This is a genomic window from Halopseudomonas salina, assembly GCF_014637955.1.
GTDB lineage: Bacteria > Pseudomonadota > Gammaproteobacteria > Pseudomonadales > Pseudomonadaceae > Halopseudomonas > Halopseudomonas salina.
The window spans coordinates 1-15,743 of record NZ_BMFF01000001.1 but is presented as its reverse complement, the minus strand read 5'-3'; the positions used below and the strand labels follow the sequence as shown (position 1 = coordinate 15,743).

Here is a 15,743-nt window from a genome sequence, read left to right as displayed (position 1 = left end):
TTCGCCCGCTTTGCCAAAGTCTGTTGTACAGATGTAGAGTTCGCACACTGACGCTAGGGTAACCGTGTCACAATCAGCAAAAGATACGGAGTAGGTATGAACCAGCCATTGAGCTTCAATCGGGATCTGATCGAGAAATATGATCGTCCGGGCCCTCGATATACGTCTTACCCCACGGCACCGCAGTTTCATAAAGCCTTCGCCGTGGACGACTATCAGGCGGCGGCGAAGGCCAGCAACAACGATGTGACGCCCAAACCGTTATCGGTTTATATCCACATCCCGTTCTGCAAAAGTCTTTGCTATTACTGCGCCTGTAACAAGATCATCACCCACAAGACCGAGCGTGCAGTAGAGTATCTGGCCTACCTCAAACGAGAGATAACCCAACAGGCAAGCCTCTTTGACTCGTCACGCCGGCTGACCCAGCTACACCTCGGCGGCGGGACACCTACCTATTTCACCAGCGAGCAGTTGGCTGACCTCATGCAGACGCTGCGCGACACCTTCAATATGGACAACAGCGACGCCCATGAGTTCTCCCTTGAGGTGGACCCCCGCACGGTAGCGCCAGCTCAGATTCATACGCTGCGAGAGCTCGGGTTCAACCGGCTCAGCTTCGGTGTTCAGGATTTCGACGAGGCCGTGCAGGCAGCTGTTAACCGCATCCAGAGCGAGCAACAAACCCGTGACCTGGTCATGGCTGCCCGTGATGCTGGCTTCAAATCAATCAGTGTCGACCTGATTTACGGCTTACCCCTGCAAACTGTCGCCAGTTTTGATGTTACGTTAGCCAAAATCATCGAACTGCGCCCTGATCGTATAGCGGCTTACAGCTATGCTCACCTGCCGGAACAGGTCAAGGCGCAGGGATTGATTCGCATGGAAGACATGCCGCCGCCGGAACGCAAGCTCGAACTTCTGGAGCTCACCATCCAGCGCCTCACCGAAGCCGGCTACGTGTACATCGGAATGGATCACTTTGCCCTCCCGGAAGACGAGCTCAGCCGTGCCCAGGCCAATGGCACCCTCCAGCGTAACTTCCAGGGTTACTCCACCCATGCCGACTGCGACCTGATCGGTATCGGCGTGTCATCAATCGGCAAGGTGGGCGACAGCTACAGCCAGAACGTAAAAGAGCTGTCACGCTACTACGCGCGCATGGATAGCGACATGCTGCCGGTACAGCGCGGCTACCACCTAAGCGAAGACGACAAGCTGCGTCGAGATGTGATCACCGACCTGATGTGCCATGGGCGCGTGGATTACAGCAAGTTCGAACAGCGTTATCAGATCAAATTCACCGAGTACTTTGCCGATGCACTGGCATTACTGGCAGAGCACGAAAGTGATGGCTTGGTGGAGCGCCACAAAGACGCCCTCGTATTGTTGCCCCAGGGCCACCTGTTGATGCGCAGCGTAGCGATGACCTTTGATGCCTATCTTGGCGAGGAACAGAAAGGCCGCTTCTCACGCACGGTGTAATTGGAACTGTTATGGCCGGTGGTGGCCAGGTGTTCGTAGCCCCCACCAGGCCCGCAGATCCTCACCAAGCCAGAACTGGGGATAGGACCAGCTGTCTTCATCCATGCCGATTTCTTCTTCCCACTCCCGCACCTGTTCGTTGATCTGCTCAAACATCGCATCAGGGTCATCGAACGACAGGCCAACACTTTGATACACGGCCTTGGTGAACCAGGTCATTTCCGAGTCGTCGCCGCAGCCGAATGAGGTACGGTCCGAGCGAGCGGAGGTCAGGATCAACGTGTGCGCGTCTTTGAGTGGGTCGATCCACTGGCCGGAATAACACGCTGAAACCACCAGCACCTTGCGACGAACGTTCAGCCTATTCAGCATTTCGGCAAAATCCTGTGGCGACAGACCGGGCAGATCAATGCCCGGTTGGCGCAACAGCAGCTGGCCGTCTTTACCACCGTGACTGACCAGATGCACAACCAGCACGTCTTCCTCCGGATTCAGCCGTTCATCCAGCGCCTGGAGTGCGGTGGCAATCGAAGGCCGGGTAGCAAGGGGGTAGGTCGCATAATCTCGGTGATTGAGCAGCATGATGGCGCGGTTGGTGACATCAAACTGCTCCTGCAGCCCTGCTCTGGCCACCTGAATATCTCGCATGAAAACCGATTCGGTCCCGTCACCACCAACCGCCAGAAAATAGGCATCTGATACACCAGGCGTTTCGGCAGCCAGGCTGTCGATCTGCTCATCCAGTCGCTGACGGTCCTCAGCCAGAATAGTCTCAGTCAGCGGCGCGGGTGAATCCGCTGGAGCGCTTTCATCGGCGTCGACAAGCTCACCGTACTCCCAGACCCCGGACAAAGCTCCAGAACCCTCCGGGGTATCCGGATAAGAGTAGGTTCCCTCACCGTGGTAATACCAGTCACGAAACTCACCCTCGTAAATGCCATAGTCGGTAATGTGTTTGCCCTCTACAGGCATGCCATCGGCAAACGCTGCCTCATACACGCTGCCATTGACTTCATAACGCCCGCGACCATTGAAGTTGTCGTCTGCAAATGCACCTTCGTAGCGGCTTTGTTTGTCTTCCCAAACGCCCTGGCCCGCCATCAGACCCTGACGAAACTCACCCTCGTAACGCCAGCCAGCCGGCGACTCAAGCTCCCCCTGGCCATGCCAGTACCCTTCACGAAACTGCCCCTGGTAAAGCAGGCCACTGGCAAACTCCTGCGCACCCTGGCCATGAAAAAGCCCTTCCTGAAGAGCGCCGGTATAGGTGCTGCCATCCGGCAAACGGGCATCGGGTGGCAACAACGGTGGCGGGTCGCACGCTGTAAGCAACACGACAGCAATCAGTGACAAGGTGGCACGCACAACGCGCGAAAGAACAAGTGGCATAATATTTCGCCGTGGCAGAGGAATGTGTGTGGGCAAGTCGAAAATTGCTTGCCCCCAAGAAGACTAAACCAGTCCCTGCTCGCGGGCCATCGCCATCGCCGCCTGAGGCCCCGTCCAAAGCGAAGGTAGAATAATAAGCGAGACGGGTATGGCAGTAAGCACAATAAACTGCTGCAGGACCCCAATCTGACCCGCTCCCATGTACAGAAGAATGGCCGCCATCAGAGCCATGGCCCCACCCCAGAATACACGCAGCCACGGACTTGGCTCGTCGTGCCCGGCGCCAACCATGGCAATTGAATAACTCATCGAATCACCGGTGGTGGCCACAAAAATGGTCGTCAGCAGCAAGATTGCCGCTGCCATCCAGGTGCCTCCTGGAAGAGCCTGCGCCACAGTCAGGGTCGCCACGTCAAAACGGAAATTATTCAACGCCTCGGTAAGATCGAAGGTGCCTGCAAGCTGATGGTAAATACCCGAGCCACCTAGCAGGGTAAACCAGATAGTGGTGGCGATCGGTGCAAGAATAGCCACCGCTAAGATCATCTCCCGCACAGTGCGGCCGCGTGAGATTCGCGCCACAAATACCGCCATCAACGGGGTATAACCAATAAACCAGGCAAAGAAAAACACCGTCCACCACTTCATCCACCAGGCAGGTGCTGTCTCGGCCGTCATGGTCGCCATGGCAAAAAATGACGTCACGTATTCACCCATCGACTGGGTGTAGCTGTTAACCAGAAACAGGGTCGGACCAAAGATGAAAATTACCGCTGCTATGGCCAGCGCCAGTAGTACATTAAAACGGCTGAGCAGCTGAATACCCTTGTGCAGGCCGGTCATTGCCGAGGTCATGTACACCGCAGCAAGAATGACCAACACCGTCAATTGGGTACCGAACCCGTCATGAAAGCCGAAGAGCTCGTGTAAACCAAAGCTCATTTGTGTGGCCAGAAACCCGATCGGGCCAACTGTTCCGGCCACCACGGCAATCACACAAAAAGCGTCGATCACACCCCCAACCCGCCCCTGGATCATCTTTTCACCAAAAACCGGATACAGCAGCGTTCTTGGTTGCAGAGGTTTGCCCTGATCGTAATGAGCACGAGTCAATACCAGGGCTGTAAGTGAGCCGAGCACAGCCCAGGCCAGAAACCCCCAATGTGTAAACGACTGGGCCAGAGCTGGCCCGACGGCAGCAGACGTACCCGCCTGCGTACCAAACGCCGGCGGCGTAACCACAAAATGATAAACCGGCTCTCCGGCAGCGAAAAACACACCACCGCCGGCCAGCAAGGTACACATGATCATCGACAGCCAACGGAAACGGCCTATCTCTGGTCGATCCAGCCCACCTATGCGCGCCCGCCCAGCGCCGCTGAGAGCCGTACCCACCGCAATAAAGAATGTCAGTAACAACAGGAGCTGAAAGAAGGAGCCCAGATAGGTCGCCGTCCACGCGAAGCCGCGGCCAATCAAATCGGCCACATATTCACTATTGATAATTGAAGCGCCAACAAACAGCAGAATAAAACCGACGGTGAGTACCAGTACCACCGGGTCGCTGCCACTGCGCAGGACCTCGTATTTAGTCCGCGAAGATGAATCAGATCGAGAAGTCATGGAATCTGCCTTTTGAGAGCAAGCCGGGCAGACATTTGGACCAGCGGAATGCCACGACGATTAACGGGTGAAAGTCAGCTGGTAATCCTACGTCGCATTCTCAAACGTTGAAATTATTCAATGTAATCAAATACGTCAGCGATAGGTGCGTTGTTCCAGCACAACAGCGAACATCCGTTTATGTCGACGCACTGATCCGGTCGGATCAATTCTGATACTTGAGTATGAGTTCGCCCGTTTCGTTACCTTCTGAGGTTCCATCGGCATAGTGGCGAATGAAGTCAAATATGTCCTGCTGCATCACAGTCACTTCAGAGCCGCCCTTCAAATCCGGGATATTCACCGGCTCATTTTTTAATAAACCGGATATGGCATCGTCATCCCAGGACAATACTTCAACCCACATCCACTCTGCTCCACCCTCAGGAATATCGAAGGGAGCTTTTAGCAGAATAAATTCACCCGGGGCCAGCCCGGCGTTAAAGTCCGCTTTCAAGCCGTCCAGCTTCTGGCGTGCTGATTCACTCGCGGCAGTTATCATTGCGTTATGCTGAACGTAAGCGACCTGATCCTCCCATCCGAACAACGAGGAAAGCAGGTTGGTCTGAATCTCGCTTGAATGACGCCCCTCCTGGTCGTGGAACAGCAATTCAACAATATAGTTATAGGGATCACCCTCCTCCCGAACGCCCTTTCCTGTCTGAATCACCACATCACGCTGTGCGTTAATGCCCAGACTGGCCACCAGCTCTTGTTTATACCGGGTATCTGCAAGCTCATTAATACTGATACCCAGGGTCCCATCCTCCTGTGGGAACTGCCCTTCGAGAAACGATTGAGCAACCAGGTTGATCAAATTCCCCATGGACCGATTCAAGGACCAGGAGAAATCGTTGACCACAATGTCTGGCAAACCGAACTTGGCCATCCCCAGTGAAATCGCCCGTACGCCTCCGGCATGTTGATAGGCATGAATAACGGTGTGTTTTTCAAGAATGGGTAAGTCGCCATCCCAGGGGGCGACTCTGTTAGCCTGCCAGCTGTCAGGCGTAAACAGCTCCCGCGTTTCTGAATCCCAGATGACGCCACCAGTAGCCTCGGCGATTTCCAGCAGCGTCAGATTCGCCGCCTTCATGCCGTCTACAGACATAGGCATTGGGTAGGCAATATCAACCACCAGGCCAACCCTGGCATTCTGAATTCGCACTGCCTGTTCCCTATCCAGCCCCCTTCCAAAATAGGCAAGGTAATCCAGATCGGGCACCGGATAAGTGTCCTGCAAGTCTTCAATCAAGCGGTAAGTCACCACCGGCTTTGTCGACGCCGCAGGCAGCTCACCCACGATCTCAAATCTATCGAAGAAAGCTGCCACTACGCCGTCGGCCGGTGCCTTCACCTCCGGGTAAAAGTACAGAATCGACCTGAACCGGATGTCGGGTTCCGACGCCGGCTCAAGCGCAAGCACCAGACCGCTGAAGTTGAGTACACATACAAAAACAATCGTATTTCTGAAGTTGAACAACTTCATGGTGGGTAACGCTCCAGTAGCCGGTCGACAATAAGCGCACTATTCAATCGGATTCGCTCTATTTCACTTGAGCTTGGAGTCAAGGTAAGCGAATAGTGATCTGGACCAATCAGGCGCAAACACGTTGGTTTCCATTGCCCGCTTGGAAACGATCTCTACCCGGGACTGATTACCATTGTAATTTTCGATAAATATGGCGACGTTCTCACCATAGCTGAAAGCGGTGACGCCCCGCTGAGCCAGAATCATATTTGACGACTCGTTAGCTGTAACCAGCTTCAAACCCACCGATGGCACAGCCTCTACCGTCGCAGCCCACACCTCGGACTTAGGCTTTTCATAAATCCTGTAGGGGCCTGTTCCTTTCTCTGCGATGGAGTCGGCCATGGTCGTGCAGCCGGTTACGATTGCTACTGCGGCAAGAACAATTAGAGATCTGATTGCTTTCATTACTGACTCCTTAATTGGTCACAGGCTGAGGCGGCGTCGGTTTGCTTGTACCCGTATGCTGGTTCGGATTTTCTTCCGAATCCTTCCTGTCAAACACCTTGCCATCGATGATTGAGCGTGGGTCCAGGTGTTCAAGCCCCACTTCTTTGAGAATGGAATCCAGCAGTGGCACGTTGGCGCGATGTTTCAACATGGCATTAACCAGCTGATCCGAGAGGTTTGATCCACCTCCGTTGCTGCTGCCTTCAGCCGCGCCCCCACCGTTGAAACCCGGTGCGCCGCTTATATCGAAGATCTTGATGCTGTCGATCTTCTCGGCCGGCTTCATGGCCTGCTCCATGATCTTCGGCAGTTGGGCAATCATCTCCATCTTCTCGGCGAACGCCACCTGCTCCCGACTCAGCAGGTTTTTCGCTTCGTTCAGCTGACGCGCGCCCTCAGCCTCCGCCTCAGCTTTGACTTTAATCGCGCCGGCTTCCGCATCGGCGGTCACACGAATGGCGTCAGCTTCATCAGTAGCGGCTGCCTTGCGCGCCTCTGCTTCTACTGTCACGCCAATGGCTTCGCGCTCGGCGCTTTCCTGTGCCTTGATCACGACAATGCGTTTTTCCCGCTCAGCACGTGCGGTTTCACGCACGGTGATTACTCCCTCCTCCTTGGCGACTGCCTGGGCGCGAGCTTCATCCGCCTCCGCCGCGGCGCGGGACTCATCCTTCGACTTCTCTGCGACAGCAATTTTCTGATCCTGCTTGGAGAGCTCCAGACGTTTACTCTTTTCGATGTCGCGATTCTGGGTTTCTTCTTCCATGGCAATGCGCGCCAGCTCCACCGCGCGGTTGGCGGTGATGTCCGCCTCCTCGGCTTCGCGACGGCGTTCTGCGCCCACCCGCGCTATATCGGATTGCTGACTGGCACGACGGTTTTCAATCTGCTGTGTCTGCTCCAGGCGAGCAAATTCCTCGTCCTGTTGGATACCCAGTTTGCGCTTGGCGGCATCGGTCGATTTCATCTGAATCTCGACCATGGTTTCCTGTTCAATGTCGTTGCGAATCTTGCGGCGCGATTCAAGCTGCTCGGTAAGCTTGGTAAGACCTTCAGCGTCAAAGGCGTTTTCCGCGTTGAAGTATTCCTTGGCCGTTTGGTCCAGGCCAGTCAGGGAAACAGATTCCAGTTCAAGACCGTTCTTGAACAGGTCTTCGGCGCAGCTGGTCTGAACTTCCTGCACAAAGGACACCCGCTCTTCATGGAGTTGTTCCATGGTCATACCCGCCGCCACAGACCGGAGTACATCCACAAATTTACCCTCGATCAGTTCCTTGAGCTCCTCGGGACGCTGCGTGCGCGCTCCAAGGGTTTGCGCAGCGGTGGCAATGGACTCGTTATCAGGTTTAACCCGCACGTAGAATTCGGCGGTCACATCAACGCGCAGGCGGTCCTTGGTAATCAGCGCCTGATCATTTGCCCGCCGCACCTCCAGCCGCAAGGTGTTCATGTTCACGTAGATGATCTCGTGCAGCACCGGGAACACCATGGCGCCGCCGTCCTTGATTATTTTCTCCCCGCCAAAACCTGTCCGTACAAACGCCCGTTCCTTGTTTGCGCGGGTATAAAGTCGCGCAAGAATGACGCCGAGCACTAACAGAGCAAAAAAACTGACACCTGCAACAATCAATACAAAAGCGAGGTTACTTGCATTTCCCATTATCTGATTCCTTGATTTTTTTCGTTATCCAGAACGGAGGAGTCGCCCTTTATTACAACAAACTGGTTGCCCTCACGCCGCACTATAAGCAGCGGCATGCCTGGCCCGAAGGGTCCGTGCCCTTCCTCGGCCAGCACCATTACATAGTGCGTTTGGCCATGTTGGTCGCGCACTCGCGCTTCGGCCGAATGGCCGCTGCTTGACTGACCAATGGTGACAACAGCTTCACGGCCGATGAGCGTTTCCAGCGACACCGAGGAGGTCTCGTTTTTTGGCATGACGGCTTCGAGGGCAGACGCCCCCCAGCGCGTGAACGGCAGCGCTATCAGAAAAGCGAGGGGGACGGACACCAGTGCCGGCAACATGACGCCAAGCGCACTGTTGAGCGCAAAATTCATGGCCAGACCAATACAGCCAAAGGCGGTCAGAAAGATCACCAACAACATCAGAATGGGTACCTTGCCCACCTTCAGCCAGCCCAGAAGCCGCGACAAAGCCGAGTTTGATCCTGCATCTGCCACTTCGAAATCGGAGTTGACGCTGAAGTCCGGAATGAACGAATCGAGCATGTTTCCCAGGCCGACACCCACCACGGCCCCCACACCCTCGAACACTCCGATGATCACCATCAGTGTCAGCGCGATCGCGAACGGAATGTTGGCGTTTGCCAATAGTAGATCGAGCACCTCAGCCTTCCTTTTTCAGTGCCGCCAACCGCTCCGCAACCCGGTTTTTACGGTGCAACTCCTCCAACTCGGCGCGCGCGGAAGCGTCACCGGTCTCAGCTCCAGTGGGCAACCCCGTGACAGAGGCTTTAACACGGGCAACTGCGCCTCCAGCTTTCTCGACCCGGCGCTCGATTGAAGAGCCGCTGGCAGAGCTTCCAGTTTCACCCGTCAGCTGTCCCGCGTCCGCGCGCTTGCGATCACGGATAACCTGCAGATCCCGCTCCATTTCTTCCTGCTTGGAACGCAACCCCGACAAATAGCGGTTCAGTTCCTGTTCCTCTTGCTGGGTAGTTGCCACTAGGCTTTCGATAATAGGAAGCCGGTCCTCTATGCCCACAAGTTCATTCACTCCTGCTTCTGCAAGATCGTCGCGCCCCTGCTGCAAGGCCGTCTGTATCTGAGCCTTGAGATCTTCCGCCCGCCTATTCAGTGACGACAGCTCCCGGTTGGCATTGTGCCTATTGGCCTGCTTGCGCCCAATCTCCGCCCGTACTTCATCAATAGCCCGATCAACTTCTTCGATCGCCTGACGGGCCACCACCTCCGGCGCCACATTCTCTGTCGCATCGACCACCGAGGTAAAAGTTCCGCCAACCAGCCGGGCAACACGGCCAAGTAATGATTCGCTCATAGGTGTATCTCCTTAGGGGTTCCATCCGTTAATTGTTTGCTTCTACCAGCCCGCAATAGTGCTGCTCTTCTTATCCTCTAAATATCAAAACCATCGATATCATCTTTGAAAGGCTTGCAGACCGTACGGAGCCCGCCAGAAAGCACCCTGAAAGGAATATCGATTGCCAATTCAATACAATCGAGAACGGAAAATTTGTCGGAGCTATCACGCCTTGGCTTAACGTAATGGGCAAGGACAAAGCAGCCTATGGCCCAGGCAAGGACCAGGAAATCAAAGCCATTCACAAACAGGTCGAAAACCAGATAGAGGCCAAAACAGAAAAGCGCAACGGCAGCGAATAATCTGGCAGCGTCAATCATGTCTTGGCTCCACTAAATTTGATCGGCATGGAAACGCCTTTTTCTATTCGCCATAACCCAGGCGCACTTACGCGCGGCCCTGTTCCCGAGGGAGTAGAAGAATTGCGTTAAATCAGCTTTGAAAGGAGTGCAGGCGACTCTTGCCTGGAGGCGGGATGTAGCTCGCATTCCTTTGCGTAGGACGAGATTAATCCAGGGGGCTATTAGACGTCCAAGATAATTTTCAGCGGCTGTGATGCGCGCCCAAAAACACAAACCCCGGCAGAGGCCGGGGAATGATCTGGAGGGCTAGCGCATCCTCGCGCCTAATTCGCACTGCCGCATGCCGCCGCGGGGGTCACGTTCAATTGCGCGAGGAAGGGGTGGCAATCACAGCTGACACCTGGTTAAGGGCTGGTTTTAGCCAGTCCCAGAGAGCGTAGCGAACATCTTGAACATTTGGTTAGGCGCTCGCACGTTTGCTTCCTGCGAGCAGACCAGCAGCAGCAAGATATACGACGCCAGTGATTCGATTAAAAAGCTTGGCGCGAAGTGGTTGCTGGAGCCAATGTTTGGCTCTGGACGCTGAAAGCGCATAGATGGTAAGCCACATCAACTCAAAGAATATGAATGTGACACCGAGCAGTAGAAACTGCGGAGCGTGAGGCTCACTCGGGATGATGAATTGCGGAAAGAGTGCGCCAAAAAAGAGAAGAGCCTTTGGATTACTCGCTCCGACTAGTAGACCTTGAGCGAAGAGGCGCTTTCTTGTGGACACCACTGCAGCGCCGGAGACGTCAATATCCCTGGTGGAAGAAAGAATGGACGAAATGCCGAGGTATGCAAGATAGGCCGCGCCTAACCATTTAAGGGCGGTGAACAGCACCTCTGACGCTGCAAGGGCTGCGCCCAAGCCAAGAGCCGACAACGCCATGATCCCCACGATTGCGGTTGTACTCCCTAGCGAAGCAATGAGTGCTTTGCGCGCCCCGTGGTTGACTGAAGTAGAGACGCACATCAGCACACTAGGCCCAGGGGTGACGGTGAGAACAACGACCGCCGTTACATAGATAAGCCAGGTGGAGAGGGTCATGGAAGATGTTCCTGTAGCGCATGGTGATAGTTGAATTACGCGCTAACGCCCGGCACGTGTGCAGCCAATTGTCAAAGCCTGCCAAGCCAGTACTGATGACGTCGCCGGTCATGGGCAACAGCCAGAACTTGAAAGCCATAAGGCTTCTCTCGGTAAAGGATGGATAGCGGAAATCTGTGAAGGGGCACTCTACGAATATCTGGCGGCAATTCGACTTGCCAGGCTCTTGGTGACGCACCAAGTAAACTGGCTAGGGCCTCAAATTCCTCCGTGAAGGCACCACCCAATCCCGGAACCTTTGACTCGTAATAGCCAACTGATTCGAGAAACTCGGCTTACGCTGCCGGGTGAAAATAATAATTCATTTGATCAGGGCTTTAGCCTTCCGCATGACATCCTCACCGGACACCGCCCGAACTGAGCCATTATCGAGTTCTTTGCTTCTTCGCCGAGCCTCAAGCAAGCAATCGGACCTGAGCTCTTCTTCTGACGGAGACTCAAGACTCAGAACCAGTCGCTGGATCAGTTGGGCTCGCTCCTCCCTGGGAAGGTGGAGCGCCTCGTCTTCAATTTTCTGGAGATTCATGGAAGAAACCTCTCGTTCGCGTATCGGCCAATTCTGGCACGGATGGGCGCTTGGTGCCACGGCTCAGCTTTTTGGCTTTAACGCTTTGCTCACGCGCCGGTTTGTAGCCGCGGAGGGGCGGAGAATCGGTCGCCATGCAGTCGATTGTTAAATCCTTTTACGTACGGTATCCTGATCATGTTCAATATCCTGTACAGGAAAAGCCTTATGGATGCCATTAGCTACACAGCCGCTAGAACCAACCTAGCAAAAACCATGGAACAGGTCTGTGAAGACCATTCCCCTGTGATCATCACAAGGAGCAAGTCGCAGTCCGTGGTAATGATCTCCCTTGATGACTACGAGGCCCTGCAAGAAACTGCATACCTCCTGCGCGCACCAAGAAACGCAAGGCGTTTGCTGGACTCCGCTGCCGAGCTGGAGCAAGGCGGTGGCCAAGAGAAGGAACTTCTTGAATGAAACTTATCTTCTCCGAGAATGCCTGGGAAGATTATCTGTACTGGCAGAAAACCGACAAAAAGATTCTTAACCGAATCAACAAGCTGGTCAAAGAGACCAAGCGAGAACCATTCGAAGGTGTTGGCAAACCAGAACCCCTCAAACACAGCCTTGCGGGGTACTGGTCTCGCCGGATAAATGAAGAACACCGAATAGTTTACAAGGCCACGGATGACGCTTTGCTTATCGCCCAGCTCCGGTATCACTACTGATCTAACGCCCGAACTCACGGACCAGTTTGTAGCCGCGGAGCGGCGGAGAAATTGTCCGGCAACAGCTACTGGTTATGCATTATTCGTAGTGGCTCCAGAGGCGGAGCACTTTTACCACTTTCTCCTCTTCAAGCACTTGGTATACCAGGCGGTGCTGGATATTGATGCGGCGTGAATAAGCACCCGCAAGATCACCAATAAGCTTCTCAAACGGGGGTGGCTTGCGATACGGATCTTCTGCAATTAGTGCCAACAACTCTTGGGCTTTTGGCTTGAGGCCGCTGGAGGCCAGCTTCTTTGCGTCCTTCTGGGCTTGTTTGGTGTAAACCAACTTCCATGTCACCAGTTCAGCTCCTCATCGCATTCATCCACGGAGGTATCCATTCCCTCACGAATAGACTCACGCATACCCGGTACGGACAGTAGGTAAAGCGTTTCCTGAATGGCAGACCAGTCATCCTCCGAGATCAGAACAGCTTTGTTTCGCTTGCCCATAATGACGATTGGCTGGTGGGATTCGGCAGTCTCGTCAATCAACCGATAAAGGTTGCTGCGCGCCTCAGTTGCTGTGATTCCAGTCATGACGCACCTCTTGCGTGATCAACTTTTCACCAAGTGTACGCTTCCAAGCACGTACGTCAAGACGCACGTCATGCATAACGTGCGAACTCATGGACCGGTTTGTAGCCGCGAAGCGGCGGAAAATCGGTCGCTGTGCAGCCGTTGGTTATGCCCTGTGCCCGATTTCTGATACAGCACTCCACGGACGAATGTTCTTCAGTTGATCCTCAAGGGCATCTTCCGCAATCTCAGTGTCGTAGGCCGCCTGAGCTCGCAACCAATAGCCATTGGACAAACCAAAGAAGCGACAAAGTCGCAGGTCCGTGTCTGCGGTTATCGAACGCTTTCCAGCAATAATCTGGCCGATTCTCTGAGCAGGCACCCCAATTTCTTTGGCCAAACGGTATTGAGAAATACCCATTGGCTCAAGAAACTCTTCCTTCAGTAACTCGCCTGGCGTTACAGCTTCAATGTTGCGCATGAGTCACCTCCTAATGGTAATCAACAATTTCGACATCTTCCGCACCAGCCTTGGTCCAGCGGAAGCAAACCCGGAACTGCCTGTTGATTAGAATGCTGTGCTGACCCTGGCGGTCACCATGCAACGGCTCCAACATATTGCCGGGCGGTACTTTAAGATCATCAAGCTGACTTGCAGCCTGGAGTTGCCGGATCTTCCGCAAGGCAACTCGCTCGAAATTGACAAAGCGTCTGACGCGGCGCCCGCCTGCCAGCTTCTCGGTATCCTTACACTTGAACGATATGATCATAAAGAAATAGTGACGCAGAGCGTTAATAACGTCAAGCGTTAATGTATGGCAAAGGACACTGAAAGAAGGGCATAACGTCGCCAACACGCGCAGCTTTGTAGTGGAGGCGTAGCCGCAACGGATAAGCTGTCGCCGTGATTGGCTTTGTTAGCCTTATCAACGTGACTGTGATGTATAAACGTCAAAAATTGAACGACCAATTTTAACAATCGCATCATTTCGGTCTGCCATTGAAGCCTCTGTTTGAGCTAGATAGATACTTACAATAATTGGGGATTGATGCTCACTCCACACAAACGCTGTAATACTCCGAGCGCCGAAACCGCCGGCTCCTGAGCGATCCGCAATATTCCATCCCACTGGCAATACTGAACGCAGTAAATTACCAGTGACTTGATTGTTCACCATCCAAGACTCTAATTTTTTCTGGTTCGTTTCGGAAAGTACGGAACCAAATAATAATTTATTTAAAGTACTGGCTATTGCCTTAGGCGTTGTCGTATCCCTCAAATCATCGAGCTTGGCTTCATTTAACTCAGGTTCAATACGGTCTAGACGAGTTTCTTTGTCCCCGATTTGTCTTAGAAAATCAGTAACGCCTTCGGGGCCCCCTACAGCACTTAAGATGATATTTGCCGCAGTATTATCACTTGTAGTCATAGTTGCGAAGCACGCATCATCGAGTGTGATTGCCTGTCCTACTTGCTTTTCTACTACAGGGGAATAGGCCACTAGATCTGTTTTCTTAATCTCGAACGTACTGCTGGGATTAACTTTTTCTTGCTCAGCATCATAGAGCAACTTAGCGCAAGCTATTGTTTTAAAAGTGCTTGTTAGGGGGAACCGCTGGTTGCCATTGTAATCCCAGTATTCTCCATTCTGAGTATCAAGAACGGAAATCCCTATACGAGCAGAAAGAGAAGTTCCAATCGCCTTAACATCTTGTGCAACTCGCTGAAACTTTGAACTACTTGCAAAAACCACAGATGGTATCAAAATCAAAAATACCAATAAAAACTTCATGTGCGTAACCCCATGATTTTTATTTGTAAACATTCTGTCTGAAAGTATGAGGCTCCATGACATGGCTAACGCCCGCGTAATAGGCGCGAGTTTGCGAGCGTCCTAATTGACGCGTTTGTTAAGTTTCTCATTGATCACCAACTTCAATTGATTGAAGTCTTGCTTGCCTTTCTGATCAAGATAATTCAAATACTCTACCGCGTCATATCCATTGTAAGATTTATCTGGCCTATTAATTCTCTGCCCAATGTCGGCACCAGAATCAAGTAGCAGCTTGGTATAACGGGGGTTATTGAATAGAATGGCTTGATGTATAGGTGCCAAGCCATCGTAATCTTCAGTTAAAGAAGCGCCGTCGCTAATAGCCGCCTCTAGAAGGCTATATTGCCGCTCGGTTACTTCGCTACTACCAAACTCAAGAGTGTTACCTATGTAAAAAATGATTGGCATATCACATTGATCTAACTTTTCGGAAAGCATTCCGCATTCATTATATAATTCAGGGTGATTTATAAAGAGCCAAGAAGCCATTGTAGGACTAATGAAGCCACCATCTTTTGCATAAGGATTGAAAGAGAAATCTTTTGATTCAATTGAAGATAGAATGGTTAAACCTCTTGCGTCTGTGCCAAACAAAAACGCTTGCCATAACGCTGGGGTTAATGATGCAAAAAATATCAATACCAATTGCGTTTTTCGGAACACCTTTCGAACAAAAAAGGCAAAAATAAAGCCGCCAGCCAAGAACCCCAAAATGCTTGCAAACATTGTGGCTGCCACAAAATCTTCAAATTGAGATTTTTCCCACTGATTGATCAATTTAATCTTTTTCTCAACGTAAATAAGCTCCTTGTCAATTTCATTCTGTGAAGCACCACTTTCGATTAACTCTGAATGTTTCTCGTCCTTAGCTTGAGCAATAGAAGATTCCATTGCAGAGTCGCCGGTCACCAAAACTACGTTCACCAGCGTCACGCTAATTGCTATGCAAACCACTACAATTTTAAAGAAAGTTGGCATTAGTAGATGCTACCTTAAAACTGGTCCTGCCCACAAAAAGTAGACACTGTTATGCGCATCTGCGCTCAAACTCTGCTGGACTGATATTGCCGAGAGCAGAGTG

General features: G+C 52.7%; 19 protein-coding genes. 3 read left to right on the top strand and 16 right to left on the bottom strand.

Annotated features, from left to right (window positions below):
* Positions 1 to 96 precede the first annotated feature (96 nt).
* Entirely contained in the window at positions 97 to 1,485 is a 1,389-nt protein-coding gene (hemN, locus tag IEV54_RS00095) for an oxygen-independent coproporphyrinogen III oxidase (RefSeq protein ID WP_150277856.1), read from the top strand.
* A 9-nt stretch (positions 1,486 to 1,494) separates the two neighbouring features.
* On the opposite strand, the gene IEV54_RS00090 is transcribed toward hemN, so the two are convergent.
* From IEV54_RS00090 to IEV54_RS00045, 10 genes are all read right to left on the bottom strand, one after another.
* Complete coding sequence (locus tag IEV54_RS00090; RefSeq protein WP_150277857.1) at positions 1,495 to 2,874, bottom strand: C13 family peptidase; 1,380 nt, start codon at positions 2,872 to 2,874, stop codon at positions 1,495 to 1,497.
* Positions 2,875 to 2,937: 63 nt separating this feature from the next.
* On the bottom strand, positions 2,938 to 4,497 hold the full coding sequence (locus IEV54_RS00085) for a BCCT family transporter (protein ID WP_150277858.1): 1,560 nt from the start codon (positions 4,495 to 4,497) through the stop codon (positions 2,938 to 2,940).
* A 205-nt stretch (positions 4,498 to 4,702) separates the two neighbouring features.
* The gene (locus IEV54_RS00080; protein ID WP_188434268.1) at positions 4,703 to 5,869 is read right to left on the bottom strand and encodes a DUF2314 domain-containing protein; all 1,167 of its coding nucleotides are present in this window, start codon (positions 5,867 to 5,869) and stop codon (positions 4,703 to 4,705) included.
* A gap of 219 nt (positions 5,870 to 6,088) precedes the next feature.
* The gene (locus IEV54_RS00075) at positions 6,089 to 6,475 is read right to left on the bottom strand and encodes a hypothetical protein (RefSeq protein WP_150277860.1); all 387 of its coding nucleotides are present in this window, start codon (positions 6,473 to 6,475) and stop codon (positions 6,089 to 6,091) included.
* 10 nt (positions 6,476 to 6,485) lie between these two features.
* Complete coding sequence (locus IEV54_RS00070; protein ID WP_150277861.1) at positions 6,486 to 8,177, bottom strand: flotillin family protein; 1,692 nt, start codon at positions 8,175 to 8,177, stop codon at positions 6,486 to 6,488.
* A complete protein-coding gene (locus IEV54_RS00065; RefSeq protein WP_150277862.1) occupies positions 8,177 to 8,863 on the bottom strand; it encodes a YqiJ family protein in 687 nt (228 codons plus the stop codon). The genes IEV54_RS00070 and IEV54_RS00065 overlap by 1 nt, the downstream gene beginning before the upstream one ends.
* A 1-nt stretch (position 8,864) precedes the next feature.
* The gene (locus IEV54_RS00060) at positions 8,865 to 9,536 is read right to left on the bottom strand and encodes a PspA/IM30 family protein (RefSeq protein WP_150277863.1); all 672 of its coding nucleotides are present in this window, start codon (positions 9,534 to 9,536) and stop codon (positions 8,865 to 8,867) included.
* A 77-nt stretch (positions 9,537 to 9,613) separates the two neighbouring features.
* Positions 9,614 to 9,898 (bottom strand): hypothetical protein, encoded by a 285-nt coding sequence (locus tag IEV54_RS00055; protein WP_150277864.1) that lies wholly within the window; start codon positions 9,896 to 9,898, stop codon positions 9,614 to 9,616.
* A gap of 442 nt (positions 9,899 to 10,340) precedes the next feature.
* Positions 10,341 to 10,970, bottom strand: coding sequence for a LysE family translocator (locus IEV54_RS00050; protein WP_150277865.1), 630 nt, complete (start codon positions 10,968 to 10,970; stop codon positions 10,341 to 10,343).
* 361 nt (positions 10,971 to 11,331) lie between these two features.
* A complete protein-coding gene (locus IEV54_RS00045) occupies positions 11,332 to 11,556 on the bottom strand; it encodes an addiction module protein (RefSeq protein WP_150277866.1) in 225 nt (74 codons plus the stop codon).
* Positions 11,557 to 11,763: 207 nt separating this feature from the next.
* On the opposite strand from IEV54_RS00045, the gene IEV54_RS00040 reads away from it, so the two are divergent.
* Complete coding sequence (locus IEV54_RS00040) at positions 11,764 to 12,015, top strand: type II toxin-antitoxin system Phd/YefM family antitoxin (RefSeq protein ID WP_150277897.1); 252 nt, start codon at positions 11,764 to 11,766, stop codon at positions 12,013 to 12,015.
* On the top strand, positions 12,012 to 12,266 hold the full coding sequence (locus tag IEV54_RS00035) for a Txe/YoeB family addiction module toxin (protein ID WP_150277867.1): 255 nt from the start codon (positions 12,012 to 12,014) through the stop codon (positions 12,264 to 12,266). Before IEV54_RS00040 ends, IEV54_RS00035 begins: the two co-directional genes overlap by 4 nt.
* A gap of 79 nt (positions 12,267 to 12,345) precedes the next feature.
* Here IEV54_RS00035 and IEV54_RS00030 read toward each other — a convergent pair whose 3' ends face one another.
* The 6 genes from IEV54_RS00030 to IEV54_RS00005 form a co-directional block, all read right to left on the bottom strand.
* The gene (locus tag IEV54_RS00030; protein ID WP_150277868.1) at positions 12,346 to 12,609 is read right to left on the bottom strand and encodes a Txe/YoeB family addiction module toxin; all 264 of its coding nucleotides are present in this window, start codon (positions 12,607 to 12,609) and stop codon (positions 12,346 to 12,348) included.
* A complete protein-coding gene (locus IEV54_RS00025; RefSeq protein WP_150277869.1) occupies positions 12,606 to 12,848 on the bottom strand; it encodes a type II toxin-antitoxin system Phd/YefM family antitoxin in 243 nt (80 codons plus the stop codon). The genes IEV54_RS00030 and IEV54_RS00025 overlap by 4 nt, the downstream gene beginning before the upstream one ends.
* 145 nt (positions 12,849 to 12,993) lie before the next feature.
* Positions 12,994 to 13,308, bottom strand: a complete 315-nt coding sequence (locus tag IEV54_RS00020; protein ID WP_044385058.1) for a HigA family addiction module antitoxin — start codon at positions 13,306 to 13,308, stop codon at positions 12,994 to 12,996.
* Between the two features lie 10 nt (positions 13,309 to 13,318).
* Positions 13,319 to 13,597: a type II toxin-antitoxin system RelE/ParE family toxin gene (locus IEV54_RS00015; protein ID WP_150277898.1), complete on the bottom strand. Its 279-nt coding sequence runs from the start codon at positions 13,595 to 13,597 to the stop codon at positions 13,319 to 13,321.
* 156 nt (positions 13,598 to 13,753) lie between these two features.
* On the bottom strand, positions 13,754 to 14,620 hold the full coding sequence (gene blaPSE / locus IEV54_RS00010) for a PSE family carbenicillin-hydrolyzing class A beta-lactamase (protein ID WP_150277870.1): 867 nt from the start codon (positions 14,618 to 14,620) through the stop codon (positions 13,754 to 13,756).
* A 102-nt stretch (positions 14,621 to 14,722) separates the two neighbouring features.
* Positions 14,723 to 15,640: an ankyrin repeat domain-containing protein gene (locus IEV54_RS00005; protein ID WP_150277871.1), complete on the bottom strand. Its 918-nt coding sequence runs from the start codon at positions 15,638 to 15,640 to the stop codon at positions 14,723 to 14,725.
* Between the last annotated feature and the right edge of the window lie 103 nt (positions 15,641 to 15,743).

Excerpts from the sequence above, each read along its gene's own strand:
- hemN (WP_150277856.1), top strand. The coding sequence starts at position 97 with ATGAACCAGCCATTGAGCTTCAATCGGGATCTGATCGAGAAATATGAT.
- IEV54_RS00090 (WP_150277857.1), bottom strand. The coding sequence starts at position 2,874 with ATGCCACTTGTTCTTTCGCGCGTTGTGCGTGCCACCTTGTCACTGATT.
- IEV54_RS00085 (WP_150277858.1), bottom strand. The coding sequence starts at position 4,497 with ATGACTTCTCGATCTGATTCATCTTCGCGGACTAAATACGAGGTCCTG.
- IEV54_RS00075 (WP_150277860.1), bottom strand. The coding sequence starts at position 6,475 with ATGAAAGCAATCAGATCTCTAATTGTTCTTGCCGCAGTAGCAATCGTA.
- IEV54_RS00070 (WP_150277861.1), bottom strand. The coding sequence starts at position 8,177 with ATGGGAAATGCAAGTAACCTCGCTTTTGTATTGATTGTTGCAGGTGTC.
- IEV54_RS00060 (WP_150277863.1), bottom strand. The coding sequence starts at position 9,536 with ATGAGCGAATCATTACTTGGCCGTGTTGCCCGGCTGGTTGGCGGAACT.
- IEV54_RS00055 (WP_150277864.1), bottom strand. The coding sequence starts at position 9,898 with ATGATTGACGCTGCCAGATTATTCGCTGCCGTTGCGCTTTTCTGTTTT.
- IEV54_RS00050 (WP_150277865.1), bottom strand. The coding sequence starts at position 10,970 with ATGACCCTCTCCACCTGGCTTATCTATGTAACGGCGGTCGTTGTTCTC.
- IEV54_RS00045 (WP_150277866.1), bottom strand. The coding sequence starts at position 11,556 with ATGAATCTCCAGAAAATTGAAGACGAGGCGCTCCACCTTCCCAGGGAG.
- IEV54_RS00040 (WP_150277897.1), top strand. The coding sequence starts at position 11,764 with ATGGATGCCATTAGCTACACAGCCGCTAGAACCAACCTAGCAAAAACC.
- IEV54_RS00035 (WP_150277867.1), top strand. The coding sequence starts at position 12,012 with ATGAAACTTATCTTCTCCGAGAATGCCTGGGAAGATTATCTGTACTGG.
- IEV54_RS00025 (WP_150277869.1), bottom strand. The coding sequence starts at position 12,848 with ATGACTGGAATCACAGCAACTGAGGCGCGCAGCAACCTTTATCGGTTG.
- IEV54_RS00020 (WP_044385058.1), bottom strand. The coding sequence starts at position 13,308 with ATGCGCAACATTGAAGCTGTAACGCCAGGCGAGTTACTGAAGGAAGAG.
- IEV54_RS00015 (WP_150277898.1), bottom strand. The coding sequence starts at position 13,597 with ATGATCATATCGTTCAAGTGTAAGGATACCGAGAAGCTGGCAGGCGGG.
- blaPSE (WP_150277870.1), bottom strand. The coding sequence starts at position 14,620 with ATGAAGTTTTTATTGGTATTTTTGATTTTGATACCATCTGTGGTTTTT.
- IEV54_RS00005 (WP_150277871.1), bottom strand. The coding sequence starts at position 15,640 with ATGCCAACTTTCTTTAAAATTGTAGTGGTTTGCATAGCAATTAGCGTG.